Annotated in this window: 11 protein-coding genes and 1 pseudogene; 7 read left to right on the top strand and 5 right to left on the bottom strand. The window is 71.8% G+C overall.

What is annotated here, in order from left to right:
• Positions 1 to 85: 85 nt before the first annotated feature.
• The 6 genes and pseudogenes from OG625_RS03020 to OG625_RS02995 all read left to right on the top strand — a co-directional run bounded on the left by OG625_RS03020 (position 86) and on the right by OG625_RS02995 (position 5,235).
• Positions 86 to 901 carry a carbohydrate ABC transporter permease gene (locus tag OG625_RS03020; protein WP_443067859.1) on the top strand — a complete coding sequence of 272 codons (816 nt, stop codon included), beginning with the start codon at positions 86 to 88 and terminating at the stop codon, positions 899 to 901.
• Complete coding sequence (locus OG625_RS03015) at positions 898 to 1,752, top strand: carbohydrate ABC transporter permease (protein WP_329376503.1); 855 nt, start codon at positions 898 to 900, stop codon at positions 1,750 to 1,752. Before OG625_RS03020 ends, OG625_RS03015 begins: the two co-directional genes overlap by 4 nt.
• Positions 1,753 to 2,199: pseudogene (locus OG625_RS03010) on the top strand (alpha-amylase family glycosyl hydrolase); the annotation flags it as partial. It abuts the gene before it with no gap.
• Positions 2,200 to 2,357: 158 nt separating this feature from the next.
• On the top strand, positions 2,358 to 3,632 hold the full coding sequence (locus OG625_RS03005; protein WP_329376502.1) for an alpha-L-fucosidase: 1,275 nt from the start codon (positions 2,358 to 2,360) through the stop codon (positions 3,630 to 3,632).
• 60 nt (positions 3,633 to 3,692) lie between these two features.
• Positions 3,693 to 4,583: an alkaline phosphatase family protein gene (locus tag OG625_RS03000; protein ID WP_329376501.1), complete on the top strand. Its 891-nt coding sequence runs from the start codon at positions 3,693 to 3,695 to the stop codon at positions 4,581 to 4,583.
• A 10-nt stretch (positions 4,584 to 4,593) separates the two neighbouring features.
• Positions 4,594 to 5,235, top strand: coding sequence for an HAD family hydrolase (locus OG625_RS02995; protein WP_329376500.1), 642 nt, complete (start codon positions 4,594 to 4,596; stop codon positions 5,233 to 5,235).
• Here the strand turns inward: OG625_RS02995 and OG625_RS02990 are convergent.
• The gene (locus tag OG625_RS02990; RefSeq protein ID WP_329376499.1) at positions 5,216 to 7,609 is read right to left on the bottom strand and encodes a polysaccharide lyase 8 family protein; all 2,394 of its coding nucleotides are present in this window, start codon (positions 7,607 to 7,609) and stop codon (positions 5,216 to 5,218) included. The two genes, OG625_RS02995 and OG625_RS02990, sit on opposite strands and share 20 nt — an antisense overlap.
• 141 nt (positions 7,610 to 7,750) lie before the next feature.
• On the bottom strand, positions 7,751 to 8,896 hold the full coding sequence (locus OG625_RS02985) for a substrate-binding domain-containing protein (protein ID WP_329376498.1): 1,146 nt from the start codon (positions 8,894 to 8,896) through the stop codon (positions 7,751 to 7,753).
• 135 nt (positions 8,897 to 9,031) lie between these two features.
• Between OG625_RS02985 and OG625_RS02980 the strand changes: the two genes are divergently transcribed.
• The gene (locus tag OG625_RS02980) at positions 9,032 to 10,831 is read left to right on the top strand and encodes a glycoside hydrolase family 35 protein (protein ID WP_329376497.1); all 1,800 of its coding nucleotides are present in this window, start codon (positions 9,032 to 9,034) and stop codon (positions 10,829 to 10,831) included.
• Between the two features lie 12 nt (positions 10,832 to 10,843).
• Here the strand turns inward: OG625_RS02980 and OG625_RS02975 are convergent, their stop codons facing one another.
• Genes OG625_RS02975 through OG625_RS02965 form a run of 3 tightly spaced genes read right to left on the bottom strand, consistent with a single transcriptional unit; the run spans position 10,844 to position 13,711 of the window.
• On the bottom strand, positions 10,844 to 12,154 hold the full coding sequence (locus OG625_RS02975; RefSeq protein ID WP_329376496.1) for an MFS transporter: 1,311 nt from the start codon (positions 12,152 to 12,154) through the stop codon (positions 10,844 to 10,846).
• Positions 12,154 to 13,290, bottom strand: a complete 1,137-nt coding sequence (locus OG625_RS02970; protein ID WP_329376495.1) for a PLP-dependent cysteine synthase family protein — start codon at positions 13,288 to 13,290, stop codon at positions 12,154 to 12,156. Before OG625_RS02970 ends, OG625_RS02975 begins: the two co-directional genes overlap by 1 nt.
• Before the next feature lie 52 nt (positions 13,291 to 13,342).
• Positions 13,343 to 13,711 carry a hypothetical protein gene (locus OG625_RS02965; RefSeq protein ID WP_329376494.1) on the bottom strand — a complete coding sequence of 123 codons (369 nt, stop codon included), beginning with the start codon at positions 13,709 to 13,711 and terminating at the stop codon, positions 13,343 to 13,345.
• Between the last annotated feature and the right edge of the window lie 117 nt (positions 13,712 to 13,828).

Below are 13,828 nucleotides of genomic sequence, written 5' to 3'. Positions count from 1 at the left end.
ACCCGCCGGAAGCACGCCGCGCCGCAACCAACGTGGCGCCGTGGCCCTGTTCCTCGTCCCCTTCTTCGTCCTGTTCGCCCTCGTCATGGTGGCGCCGGTCGTGTACGCGGGATGGATGAGCGTCTTCAGGGAGCAGTCCTCGGGGCTCGGGTTCGGCGGCGTCGAACGCACCTTCGTGGGCCTCGGCAACTACTCCTCCGTGCTCGGCGACCCGACGTTCCGGGCCTCCTTCCTGCACGTCGCCGCGTACTGCCTCGTCTACATCCCGGTGATGATCGGCGGGGCGCTGGGCCTGGCCCTGCTCGTGGACTCCGCCTACGCACGGGCCAAGCGCTTCTTCCAACTGGCCTTCTTCCTGCCGCACGCCGTGCCCGGACTGATCGCCGCGATCATCTGGATCTACCTCTACACCCCCGGGCTCAGCCCCGTGATCGACTGGATCGACGGCGCGGGCGGCAGCTGGAACTTCTTCTCACCCGGCCACGCCCTCTCCTCGATGGTCAACATCGCCGTCTGGCAGTGGGTCGGCTACAACATGGTGATCTTCTTCGCCGCGTTGCAGGCCGTACCGCGCGAGGTCATCGAGGCCGCCACCGTCGACGGCGCCGGCGCCTGGCGCATCGCCCTCGGCATCAAGGTCCCGATCATCCGCTCCTCGGTGGTCATGACCATCCTGTTCACCTGCGTCGGGGCCATCCAGCTCTTCACCGAGCCCAAGCTGCTCTCCGACAAGGCCCAGACCCTCGGCAACGACTGGTCGCCCACCATGTACATCGTCAGCAAGGCGTTCATCGACCAGGACTACGCCGGTGCGGCCGCGGCCTCGCTGCTGCTCGCACTCGTGGCCGGGGCACTGTCCTTCGTGGTCACCCGGATAGGGAAGCGGTGGCAGGAATCATGAGCACGCGAAGGGCCCCCCGCGCCTGGGCCTCCAAGGCCGCCGTGAACACCGTACTGATCATGCTGGCGCTCTACACGCTGATGCCGATCAGCTGGCTGCTCATCGCCGCCACCAAGAACCGCCGCGACCTCTTCGCCACCAACGGCTTCGCCCTCGGCGAGTTCAACCTCTTCTCCAACATCCACGAGGTCTTCACCCACAACGACGGCATCTACGGACGCTGGCTGCTCAACACCGTCCTCTACGCCGTCGTCGGCTCCGCCCTCTCCTCGCTGATCTCCGTCGCCGCCGGATACGCCTTCGACAAGTACGCCTTCGCGGGCAAGGAGAAGCTCTTCGGCGTGGTGCTGGCGGGCGTCCTCGTCCCGGGTGCGGTCCTCACCCTCCCGATGTACCTGCTGGCCTCCAAGGCCGGGATCACCAACACCTACTGGGCGCTCCTGATCCCCTCCCTCGTCAACCCGTTCGGCGTCTACCTCGCCCGGGTCTTCTCCGAGGGCTACGTCCCGTACGAGGTCATCGAGGCGGCCAGGGTCGACGGCGCGGGCGAGGTACGGACCTTCCGCAAGATAGCCCTGCCGATGCTCGCCCCGGGATTCATGACGCTGTTCCTCTTCTCCTTCACCGCGAGCTGGAACAACTTCTACGGCGCGCTCGTCATGCTGAACGACAAGGACCTCTACCCGGTCAACCTCGGCCTGCACATGTGGAACATCTCGATCACCGAGAGCCCCGAGATGTACTCCCTCGCCATCACCGGCTCGCTCATCGCCGTGGTGCCGCTGGTCATCGCCTTCCTCTGCCTCCAGCGCTTCTGGCGCTCGGGCCTGACCGCGGGCGCGGTGAAGTAGATGGAGACCCCCGGATGGCTGCGCCGCGCCGCCGTCTACCAGATCTACCCGCGCAGCTTCGCCGACGGGAACGGCGACGGCGTCGGTGACCTGGCCGGCATCCGCGCCCGCCTGCCCCACCTGGCCGAACTCGGCGTCGACGCCCTCTGGATCAGCCCCTGGTACGTCTCCCCGATGGCCGACGGCGGCTACGACGTGGCCGATTACCGGGACATCGACCCGCTGTTCGGCACCCTCGCCGAGGCCGAGCAACTGATCACCGAAGCCCACGCGCTGGGCCTGCGCGTCATCATCGACCTCGTCCCCAACCACTGCTCCGACCACCACCCCTGGTTCACCGAAGCCCTGGCCGCCGGCCCCGGTTCGGCGCAGCGGGCCCGCTTCCACCGCCTTCGCCCGCGGTACGGGGTTCACCTGCCTGGTCAACTTCGGCCCCGAGCCCGTCCCCCTGCCCGTACACCTCGGCCTCCTCCTGGCGAGCGGGCCGCTGCCGGGGGAGACCGCGGTGTGGCTGCGTACCGCCTGACGGCGCAGCCCCACGAAGGAGCCGGCCCGTGGTCGTGGGGCATACGGGCCGACTCCGCCCAGCTCCGAAGGAGAACGGCATGACCACCCGGCCCACGCCCGCACAACTCGCCTGGCAGCGGGACGGCTTCGGGCTCTTCCTGCACTTCGGCGTCAACACCTTCCACGGCCGCGAGTGGAGCGACGGCACCCTCGACCCGGCCGGCTTCGACCCCTCCGCGCTCGATGCCCGCCAGTGGGCGCGCACCGCCGTGGAGGCCGGCGCCAGGTACGTCGTGCTCACCGCGAAGCACCACGACGGGTTCTGCCTCTGGCCGACCGCCACCACCACGTACTCGGTCGCCTCGTCCCCCTGGCGCAACGGCCGGGGCGACGTGGTCGCCGAGCTCGCCGAAGCCTGCCGGGAGGAGGGTCTCGGCCTCGGCCTCTACCTCTCGCCGTGGGACCGCAACGCCGCCTGCTACGAGGAGACGGAAGCATACGACGCCTTCTACCTACGGCAGTTGACGGAACTGTGCACCCGGTACGGGCCGCTCTACGAGCTGTGGTTCGACGGCGCCGGCTCCGAGGGCCGGACCTACGACTGGGACGCCGTCACGGCCGTCATCGCCGAACACCAGCCGGACGCCATGGTGTTCAACATGGGCCGCCCGACGATCCGCTGGGTCGGCAACGAGGACGGTCTGGCATCCGACCCCTGCCGCTACACCGTCGACTCCACCGGGATCAGCATCTACGACGACGGCGCGACCGCCCTCGGCGCGACCCGATACCTGCCGCCTGAATGTGACGTCCCCATCCGCCGCCACTGGTTCTGGCAGCCGGACGACCTGCACACCCTCAAGAGCCGCGAGCACCTGCTGGCCGTCTGGTACCGCTCTGTCGGCCTCGGTGCCGGCCTGCTTCTGGGCGTACCGCCGGACCGCTCCGGCCGCATCGACCCGGCCGACCGGGCGCGGCTGCTCGAACTCGGCGCCGAACTCGACCGCCGGTTCGCGCGGCCCGCCCCGGCGACGCTGGCCGCCGGGCCGGACGGCGCGCTGGTGGCCCGGTTCACCAGGCCGCTCCTCCTCGACCACCTGGAGCTGGCCGAGGACCTGACGGACGGCCAACTCGTCACATACCACCAGGTGTTCGCGGACGGGGAGCTCATCGCGTCCGGCCACTCCGTGGGCATCCGCCGGATCCATGCCTTCCCGCCCGTGGAAGTCACCCGGCTGACCCTCCGCCTCACCGGCGCCGACGGCGCCCGCCTGACCGGGGTGCGCGGGTTCCACACCGGCCACAGCGTGACCCCCGAGCCGGAAGACCAGCCCGATGCCGGCGCGCAGAAGTTCGGCGCCGACGTCCACTGACCGCCCGCTGACCGTCCGCCGCCCCAGCCACCACCCCCCTCACGATTGGGACACCGACCGTTGATCACCCCAACCGGCACCGACCTCCGCCGCCGCGTCCTCGTCGTCGGCATCGACGGAGTCCGCCTCGACCTCCTCACCGCCGTGGCCACACCCCACCTGGACGCCGTGGCCGCCGCCGGATTCCTCGGCGCGATCGAGATCGACGAGGCCACCCCCACCATGTCCGGGCCCTGCTGGGCCACGATCGTCACCGGCGTGGGCGTGGCCAAGCACGGCGTCTACGGCAACCACTTCGCGGGCCACCGCCTCGACGTCTTCCCCGACTTCACCACCCGGCTCGCCCGGCAGGACGGCCGCAAGACCTTCGTGGCCGGCGGCTGGGAGCCGCTCCTGCTGGCCCGGGACGGAGGCCCGCTGTTCGCCGCCCCGAGCCGGCTCTCGTACATCGCCCCGCGCGCGGACACCAGCGAGGACTGGCTGGCGTGCGACGAACAGGTCACCGCGGAGGCCGTCCACGTCCTGACGACCGACGACCCCGAGGTCTCCTTCGTCTACCTCGGCTCGGTCGACGAGACCGGGCACCTCCACGGCTGCGGCGACGCCTACCTGCGGGCCATCGAGGCCGCCGACGCACTCCTCGGCCGGCTGCTCACCGCCGTCCGGTCGCGTTCCACGTACGCGGAGGAGTCCTGGACGGTCATCGTGGTCACCGACCACGGCCACCGGGACTCCGGCGGACACGGTGGACGCACGGCGCAGGAGCGTACGGCCTGGGTCGCCTGCTGTGGCCCGGACATCACCACCGGGCCGCCCGCCCGGCAGCTGCGCTTCGAGGACGTCGCCGCCCAGGTGTACGCCTCCCTCGACCGCCGGGCCGACTCGCACTGGACCCTCGACGGGCTGCCCTTCTCGGAACCCTCCGCACACCTCTCCCCGGCCGGGCACTGACGTGCGCGCGGTGTTCTTCGACATGGACGGGACCCTCGTCGACACCGAATCCCTGTGGTGGCGTGCGACCGAGGAAGTGGCCCGATACCTGGGGCACGTGCTGACCGAGGCCGACGTACCGGCCGTGGTGGGGCGTTCGATCGCCGACACGGCCGTGCACCTGCACACGACGAGCGGTGGCGCGCGCCCGGTCGAGGAGATCGGCGAGGACCTGCTGGCGGGCTTCCACGAGCGGGTCGCCCGTGGCCCCCGGCCGATGCCGGGCGCGCTGGAACTGCTCGACGCGCTGGCCGCCGCCGGGATCCCGCTCGGGCTCGTTTCCGCGTCCACCCGGTCGATCGTGGACCTCGTCCTGGCAGGACTCGGCCCGCACCGGTTCGCCGTCACCGTCGCGGACGGCGAGACCCCGCGGAGCAAGCCGCACCCCGACCCGTACCTCGCCGCGGCGAGGGCCCTGGGCGTCGATCCGCGGTCCTGCGTGGCCGTGGAGGACAGCCCCACGGGGACGGCCTCCGCCGAGGCGGCGGGCTGCGCCGTGCTGGTCGTGCCCTCCACGGTGCCGGTAGCTCCGGCGGCCGGGAGACTGGTCGTCGACCGGCTCACCGGGGTGGATCCGCAGCTGCTCCGCTCGATCAGCCCAGCGCGACCCTGATCTTCTGGGTCGCCCCGGCCTTCCCTGTGAGGTCACCGAAGGCGAGGGTCAGTGCGGAGCCCGTGGTCGCGGAGGTGACGGTGGCCGGCTTGGAGATCACCGAGGTCACGGGACGGTTCCACGTGACGGTGAAGCCGCTCTGCATCCGCATCGGATCGGAGACGCAGACCGTCGCGGTGCCGTCGCCGTGCTCCCGGACCAGCACGCAGGCCGGGGCGGTGGCCGTGAGCGCGCCGACGGTACCGGCGAACCAGAAGTTGACGGCGGTGACGCCGAGCGAGGGGACCACGATGCCCTGCTGGTCGTTGCCGTTGGCGAGGACGGTGAGCCAGCCGGCGTCGGCGGCCCGGGACGCGGTGGCGGTGGTGGTGGCGCCGGGCATCAGGATGTAGGTGCAGGCCGCGTCGACCGGGTCCACGCCGTGGTCGAACCACAGGGTCAGGTAGCGGCGGGTGATCGGATCCGTGGTGCCGCCCGTGTTGATGGCGCGCCAGGATCCGGTCCGGGCCTCGCGCAGCGCCTTGACCGTGGCCCCGCCGGGGAACACGTACCCGCCGTGACCGGCTATCTGCGCCCACTTGGCGCCGGTGAGGGTGGCGGACCAGCCGAGCGCGGTGGACCGGGCCGTGCCGTCGACGGTGAGGGCCTGGCTGCCGGTGGCGCCGAGGTTGCGGTTCTCGATCACGGTCTCGGCCGCGACGCCGTCGGTGGACCGGACGGATCCCGCCAGGCAGACGATCGAGTCGGCCAGGCAGAACCAGGACTTCTTGGCGTAGAGCGTGCCGGCCAGCCCGCGGACGAACTGGCCTATGGCGGCGTACTGCCCGTCCGTGGCGCCGCCCACCCAGTTGACGTCCGGTCTCGGCAGACCCCAGGCGCCGCCCTCGGCGTCCGCGAGCGTCTTCTTCGAGACCGTGGTCCCCGGCAGCCGGTACGGGTCCACGGTGGGCCAGAAGGCGTCCGTGTACTGGCCGTTGGCGTACGTGTCCCCCCACCACTGGAGCATCCCGGCCCCGGCGTGCCAGCCGCGCAGGTTCTCCCCGTTGCCCGTCTCGTACAGGCCCATGCGCTTGGAGGCCATGCTGATGGAGGCCGCCCAGCCGGGCCGGCGGTGGACCGCCCGGTCCATGCTGGGGAAGAGGCCGTGCGCGGTCGGCTCGGCGATCGCCGTGACAGCGTTGTCGTCCTGTACGGCCTTGAGCCGTGCGAGCGCCGCGACGCCCAGGTCGGTGTCGGTGAGTACGGGGCTGTAGTAGTCCCGCCGGGTCCAGCCCTTCACCAGGCCGCGCCAACGCTGGTTCTCGGTACTGCTCGCGGCCGTGCCCAGCAGGGCGATGGAGGAGAGGACGCCGTGGCCGCGGCCGTGGTCACCGCCCTGGAAACCGTACGCGTTGGTCCTCGGGTTGCCGCGGCTGGTGGCGCGCCCGGAGACCGAGTCCATCATCAGGCCGTTGTAGAGGAAGGGCGCGAAGGACTTCTCCACCGAGTCGAGGACGATCTGCCGGTTGGGGTCGGTGACCGCCCAGGCCGAGCCGTTCAGCAGGGAGAACAGGCCGGCCAGCCCGCCGAGCAGCACCGCGCCGTAGGAGCCCGTGTAGGAGAGGTAGGTGTGCTGGACGAAGGATCCGTCGGCGTAGAAGCCGTCTCCGGTGGTGACGTGGGGGAAGACGGGGGAGAGGGCGTCACGGGCGAGCGCGATCTTCGCCGCGTTCTTGCCGAGGACGCCGCGCAGGGCGAGCGAGCGGCAGAGGTCCACTCGGTTGGCGCCCGTGCTGGTGCCGGCGTAGTTGGCGACCGCGGAGTCGGGGACGAACTTGTCCACGGCGGCGAGGTGGTTGGCGAGCTGGGTGGCGGAGAGCTGGTCGTACAGGACGGTGCTGATGTCGAGGAGGGTCTGCGGGGAGCCGATCTGGAAGTCCCACCAGTTGCCGAACTGGCTCTTCGACGGGTTGTAGGCCTGGGCGTGGAGGTGGTCGAGGCCGGTCCTTATCTCGGTGAGCAGCGAGGCGGAACCCGTCAGGCCGGTGCCGGGCTGGGCGTACGCCTGGGCCATGGTGCCCAGCCGGTTGTAGCTCACGGTGATCGAACTGGAGACGGTCAGCGGAAGGTCGGGCCACAGGGACCCGCTGACGGGTGCCATCGTCGAGCGGAACTCGGTGGCCTGGGTGCCCAGCAGGGCCAGCTTCTCCGCGAACGGGGCGGCCGCCGGGTCGAAACCGGTGCCCAGCACCATGTCCCGCCACCGGAGCCGGAGGGTGTCGTAGGCGTCGGCAGCGAATGCGGTGCCGGTGGTGCCGGCCGAGTGGATCGTGCCCAGCAGGGCGGCGCTGGTGGACCGGAAGAGGAAGGAACGGCGGGACCATGGGGTGGACATGGAGCCTCCAGAAATGGGCGTGACCGGCTTGGCGGGAGGACGGCAGGCCACGACACGGGGCGGGGGAGGGGGGTGCCCCGCTGACCGGTTTCTAGCATGCGATCGAAATAATGCTCAAGAGGTGCGTAGGGATCGATTCGTTCAAAAGGTCACCGTGCGTGCGGCCGCACCCCCACAGGAATCGCGGACGCGCAGCTCGGGCAGCAACTCGACGTGGTGCCGCGGTACGTGCCCCGGCCCCCCGTCCTCGATGCGGTCGAGCCGGTCGAGCCGGTCGAGCAGCAGCCGGGCGGCCGCCGCGCCGACCGCGCGCCGGGGCGGGGCCACCGCGGTCAGTGCCAGCTCCGACAGCCCGGAGACCTCGTCGTCGTACACCACCAGCGCGAGGTCCTTGGGCACCCGGATCCCCACGGCCTGGAGGCGCGGGAGCAGGACGACGGCGTCGGCATCGCTGTGCACGAGCGCGGCGGTGACCCCGTGGTCGCGCACGCAGGAGCGCAGGTACTCCAGGGCGAGGTCGTAGCGGTGCGCCTCGGAGCCGGTGCTGCCCGGATCGAAGCCGGGCGCGGGCGTCGGAGGAAGGCCGAGGGCGGACAATGCGGCGGTGAAGCCGGCCTTCAACTGCCGGGCGTGCGGGCTGCTCTGGAGCGCGAGCGCGATGTGCCGGTGGCCGAGCCCGGCCAGGTGGTGGACGGCGGAGCCCGCGCCGTGGGCGGAGTCGGAGCGCACCCGGTCCAGGGCATCGGCAGGGCTGCCGGTGCGGGTCCAGCGCTCGACCAGCACGGTCGGGACCGGGGCCTCCAGGACCGCGTCCGCCTCGCCGGGGCCGGGCGCCCCGTCCTCCCAACTGGGTGTCACCAGAAGGCCGTCGGCCCCGGAGGCGACGAGTCGGCGGATCTGGCTCCGGTCCTCGTCGGCGAAGTAGCCGGACAGCCCGAGCACGAGCCGCGCCCCGCGCTCGGCGAGCACCGCCCGGGCGCCTTGCACGGTCTCGGAGAAGGAGTAGTGCATCGTCGGCACGACCATGCCGACCACCGTCCCCGCCCTGGTCCGGGGAGAGGCCGGAGCGGGGGCGGCCGGGGCGGGCGCCGGCCGCCCGGTCCCCGGCCACACCACCGAGCCGTGCACCCGCCCGAGCCGCCCCTCGGAGACGAGCAGTTCCGCGTCGCGGCGGGCGGTGACCCGGGAGACTTCCAGCTGGGCGGCGAGGTCGGCGATGCTCAGGCTGCCGTGCTCGCGGGCGATGGCTACCGCTCGTTCGTGACGTGCGCGGACGTGGTCTCGCACCTGGGCTCCCTCGTGACGGTGGGCGATTGTATCGATCGATCGCTCTTGACGTTCGTATCGACCATTCCCTAGATTTCGACGCGGCGGTAGTGTTTTCCGTCTCCTGGCCGGTACGGAACGAAGAGAGCAACGCGGATGCCTCAGTTCGACGTCACTCCCGGCGGCTTCCTCCTCGACGGGCGCCCCCACCAGCTGCTGTCCGGCGCGCTGCACTACTTCCGTGTGCTGCCCGAGCAGTGGCCGCACCGGCTGCGGATGCTCCGTGCCATGGGCCTCAACTGCGTGGAGACGTACGTCCCGTGGAACTTTCACGAGCCCGAGCCGGGTGTCCACCACGACCTCCCGGCGCTGGGGGAGTTCCTGACCCGGGCGGCGGAGGCCGGTCTGCACGCCATCGTCCGGCCGGGGCCGTACATCTGCGCCGAATGGGAGAACGGCGGGCTGCCCGCGTGGCTCACCGGCCGGGACGACGTCCGGCTGCGCTGCCTGGACGAGCCGTTCCTGGAGGCGGTCGACCGCTGGTTCGACGTACTGATCCCCCTGATCGCCGAGCACCAGATCACCCGGGGCGGCAACGTCTTGATGGTGCAGGTCGAGAACGAGTACGGCTCCTACGGCTCCGACCGGGCCTACCTGCGGGACCTCGCCGACGGGCTGCTGCGGCGCGGCATCGACGTCCCGCTGTTCACCTCGGACGGCCCCGAGGCCCACATGCTCACCGGAGGCACCCTGCCCGGCCTGCTCGCCACGGTGAACTTCGGCAGCGACCCCGAGGGCGCCTTCGCCGCGCTCGCCGAACACCGGCCGCAGGACCCGCCGTTCTGCATGGAGTACTGGAACGGCTGGTTCGACCACTGGGGCGACGACCACACCACGCGCGAAGCGGCGGACGCGGCCGACGTCCTGGACCGGATGCTCGCCGCCGGCGCCTCGGTGAACATCTACATGGCGCACGGCGGCACCCACTTCGGGACCTGGGCCGGAGCCAATCGCGGCGGCCCGGATCACGCCGGTGCCCACGCCCCCACCGTCACCTCGTACGACTACGACGCCCCCATCGACGAACGCGGCGCGCCGACCGAGAAGTTCCGGCTCTTCCGCGAGGTGCTGGCCAAGTACGCGACCGGACCGCTCCCGGACGTCCCCGAGCCGGCGCCCCTGCTCCCGCCCGGCGAGGTGCGACTGACCGAGTCCCTGCGGCTGTTCGATGTACTCGACGTGCTCAGCCCGGACCCGGTGGCCGTGTCGACACCGCCCACCTTCGAACAACTCGGGCTCACCCACGGCCTGGTGCTGTACCGCACCGCCCTGCCGGGCCCGCGCCCGCCGCTGCCGCTCACCCTGGACGGCATCGCCGACCGGGCGCACCTCTTCCTCGACGGGAAGTTCGCCGCCGTCCTCGACGAGGTCGGCCCGACGCTGGAGGTGGCCGTACCGGGGGAGCGGCGCTCGGTCGACGTCCTCGTCGAGTCGATGGGGCGGGTCAACTACGGCCCCCTGCTCGGCGAACGCAAGGGCATCGTCAAGGGCGTCCGGCACGCCCTGCAGCGGGTGCACGGATACGAGGTCCACCCGATCGACGTGGCCGCCGCCGTCGGCCTGCTGCCCTGGGGCCGGACCGGGGGCACCGACCCGTCCCTGCCCGAGGGAGGACCCGTCTTCCACCGCGGCTGGTTCGAAGTGGACGCGCCCGCCGACGGCTGGATCGCCCCGACCGGCTGGGGCAAGGGCTACATCTGGGTCAACGGCTTCTGCCTGGGCCGCTACTGGTCGCGCGGCCCGCAGGGCTCGCTCCACCTCCCCTGGCCGCTGCTGAGGCCGGGCCGCAACGAGATCGTCGTCCTGGAGCTGGACGGAGCGAGCTCCGCCGCCCTGGCGATCCGGGACGAGCCCGACCTCGGCGACCCGGCCCCCGCGCCGGGGCGGCAGAGCTGAAGCGGCGTCAGGTCAGACGGTCACCCCTCGGGGAGCCGCTGCGACGCCGGGCGCGGCGAGGCGGCCGGTGCGGTGCAGCCAGTAGAGGGCGCCGGCGCACCCCAGGCCCAGGGCGGACAGCGCCAGCCACGGGAGCGCGGACACGCCGGCGGCCCGGGCGGCGTCCAGCGCCGCGCCCGTGAGCAGGTTGCCGAGCGCGATGCCGACCCCGCAGATGGTGTTGTAGAACCCGTAGTGCGTGGCCACGAGGCGGTCTCCCGCGAGCCGGACGATGGTGTCCATCTCGAAGGGGTACGCGATCATCGTGCCCACCGCGAGCAACAGGGCGGCCAGGCCCGGGGGCACCGAGGCCAGCAGCCACAGCCCCACCCCGCCGCCCGGCACCGGCACGGCCGTCGCGGCCAGCAGGGGCAGGAAGGCCGCCGCCATCGTGAGCAGCCCCCACACCAGTGCCCGGCCCGGCTCCATGCGGACCTTGCACCAGGCGGTGACCCGGGTCTGGAACAGGATCGTGCTCAGCCCGGACACGGCGAACAGCACCGCCACCGCAGCCGTGCCGCCCGAGCCCTCGCCGCCGAGGCGCCGGACCTCCAGCGGGAGGGCCAGGTAGACCTGGAAGGTCATGACGTACGAGCCGATCATGGCCAGGGAGAAGAGCAGGAACGGGCGGTTGGCGAGGATGCCGCGCCACTGGGCGAGCACGCCCTCGCGCGCGTCGCCCGCCTCCTTCGGGGCCCCGGCGCCGTCCCCTCTGCGCGCGGGCAGCAACCGGATCTGTACGAGGCTCAGCACGGCGAAGATCCCGGCGGCGACCAGGCAGGTGACGCGGAAGTCGACCCCCGTCAGCACCATGCCCACCAGCGGGCCCAGCAGGATGCCCGCCTGGTAGAAGACGTTGAACAGGGCGAAGGCCTCGACCCGGCGCTCACCCGCGTCCACGGCCAGGTACGCCCGGGTGGCCGGGTTGAACAGGGCCCCGGCCAGCCCGGTCGCGGCGGAGGCGCCGATGAGCGCGGGCACGGAGTCGACCAGCCCGAGGGTGGCGAAGCCGGCGGTGCGCAGCACCAGCCCGGCGATGATCATCGGCTTGTAGCCGAACCTGTCGGCGAGGGTCCCGCCGATCAGGAACATGCCCTGCTGGCTGAAGTTGCGCACGCCGAGGATCAGCCCGATCGTCCAGCCGGCGAGCCCGAGCGGTCCTGCAAGGTGCGCGGCCAGATAGGGCATGAGCATGTAGAAGCCGAGGTTGATGGTGAACTGGTTCACCATCAGCAGCTGGACGCTGCGGTCGTAGAGACGGACCTGTGCGATGGTGCCCTTCATCAGCCCTGCTCCTCGGCACCGCTCGCGTCGGCGCCGGGCCCGTCCGCGCCGTGCCCGTCCGCGCCGAGGGTGAGCGGGTCGACCACCGCGGCGCAGCGGGTCCAGCGCGTGACCTCCTTCTCGTCCAGCCGGCCGATCAGGTCGGGTTCGGCGGCCGGAGGCCCGTCGAGCAGCCCGTGGGCCGCGCAGTAGTCGTCGTCGTACACGGTGCTGAGATAGCGCTGCGGCCCGTCGGGGAAGATCGCCGCGATGCGGGTGTCCGCGGGCAGGGACCGGGCCAGCCAGCCGGCGACGAGCGCGACCGCGCCGACGCTCCAGCCGCCCGTGGCGTAGTGGGACGCGGCGAGTTGCCGGCAGGCCCACACGGCCTCCGCCGGGGCCACCCAGTGCACTTCGGAGAACTGCTCGTAGGCGACGTTGCGGGGGTAGATGCTCGACCCGAGGCCGCGCATCAACCGGGTCCGGGCGGGCTGGCCGAAGATGGTGGACCCGACGGTGTCCACGCCCACCAGCGTCAGCTCGGGGTAGAGCTGCCGCAGCACGCGGGAGACGCCCGCCGAGTGCCCGCCGGTGCCGACGCTGCACACCAGGACGTCGATGTGCCCCAACTCGGTGGCCAGTTCGAGGGCGAGCGGGGTGTACGCCGTCGTGTTGTCGGGGTTGTTGTACTGGTCCGGGCACCACGCGGCGGGGTACCGCTCCAGCAGCCGGGTGACGCGGTCGCGGCGGGCCTGCTGCCAGCCTCCCGTGGCGTGCGGTTCGGAGACGACGTTGACCTGGGCTCCGTACGCGGTCAGCAGCCGGGTCATGGACGACTCCAGGCCGGGGTCGGTGACCAGGGTGACCGGGTGCCCGTAGACCATGCCGGCGAGGGCGAGGCCCAGACCGAGGGTGCCGCTGGTGGACTCGATGATCCGGGCCCCCGGCTTCAGATCCCCGCGGGCGCGGGCGCGCTCGACCATGTGGAGGCCGGGGCGGTCCTTGATGCCGCCGGGGTTGAATCCCTCCAGCTTCGCCCAGAATCCGCGTCCGGCCGGGGCCAGCGGCTCCGACACGTGGAGCAACGGGGTGTTGCCGACCAGACCCGACAGGGCCGTGCGGGCAGGGGGCGTCACGTCGGTGATCGATTTATGCATTTTTCCGCTCTCAATCGAAGATGCGTCAGGTGCTCTCTGGGCGGGAGCGGGCCTATACGCGCCATCGGCACACGCTGGTCAGCGTGGAGCGGCCGGATCGGTCTATCGGTGAGAGGTGCGCGTGGGGCGGCGCGACCGGGTCCGCCGACGAAGCGGGCACGGCATCGGCGACGGGGAGCGCGATCTCCGGCCCCACCGCACCCTGGGGCTGTGGGGTCAGGGCGGGGGTGGCGCAGGCGGAACCGTGCTCGGAATGCGCGGGTTCCTCGTGCCCCGCTGACGCGGTGGAGACGGTGTGCCCGCGGCCGTCGCCGTGCGGATAGGAAGAGCAGTGGAACGCCGCGAACAGCAGCGCGGTGAGGACGGCCATGAGCAAACCGCTCACCCAAGACGTGCCTGGGTGGGTGCGGACTGTGACCATGCCGTGATCGTAGCGTCTCCTTCACGTGATGACAGGCTGCGATCCGGTCAACATCATTCGGCGGTTTCCGTACGTTCCCACCATGCGGGGACGGGCAGTTGGCCCTCCCGCTCCTCC

The sequence above is a fragment of the Streptomyces sp. NBC_01351 genome (assembly GCF_036237315.1).
Lineage (GTDB): Bacteria > Actinomycetota > Actinomycetes > Streptomycetales > Streptomycetaceae > Streptomyces.
The sequence above is the reverse complement of the archived record's forward strand: the minus strand, read 5'-3'. Positions and strand labels throughout refer to the sequence as shown.

Coding starts and splice junctions, on each gene's coding strand:
- OG625_RS03020 (WP_443067859.1), top strand. CDS start 86: ATGGTGGCGCCGGTCGTGTACGCGGGATGGATGAGCGTCTTCAGGGAG.
- OG625_RS03015 (WP_329376503.1), top strand. CDS start 898: ATGAGCACGCGAAGGGCCCCCCGCGCCTGGGCCTCCAAGGCCGCCGTG.
- OG625_RS03005 (WP_329376502.1), top strand. CDS start 2,358: ATGACCACCCGGCCCACGCCCGCACAACTCGCCTGGCAGCGGGACGGC.
- OG625_RS02990 (WP_329376499.1), bottom strand. CDS start 7,609: ATGTCCACCCCATGGTCCCGCCGTTCCTTCCTCTTCCGGTCCACCAGC.
- OG625_RS02980 (WP_329376497.1), top strand. CDS start 9,032: ATGCCTCAGTTCGACGTCACTCCCGGCGGCTTCCTCCTCGACGGGCGC.
- OG625_RS02975 (WP_329376496.1), bottom strand. CDS start 12,154: ATGAAGGGCACCATCGCACAGGTCCGTCTCTACGACCGCAGCGTCCAG.
- OG625_RS02970 (WP_329376495.1), bottom strand. CDS start 13,290: ATGCATAAATCGATCACCGACGTGACGCCCCCTGCCCGCACGGCCCTG.
- OG625_RS02965 (WP_329376494.1), bottom strand. CDS start 13,711: ATGGTCACAGTCCGCACCCACCCAGGCACGTCTTGGGTGAGCGGTTTG.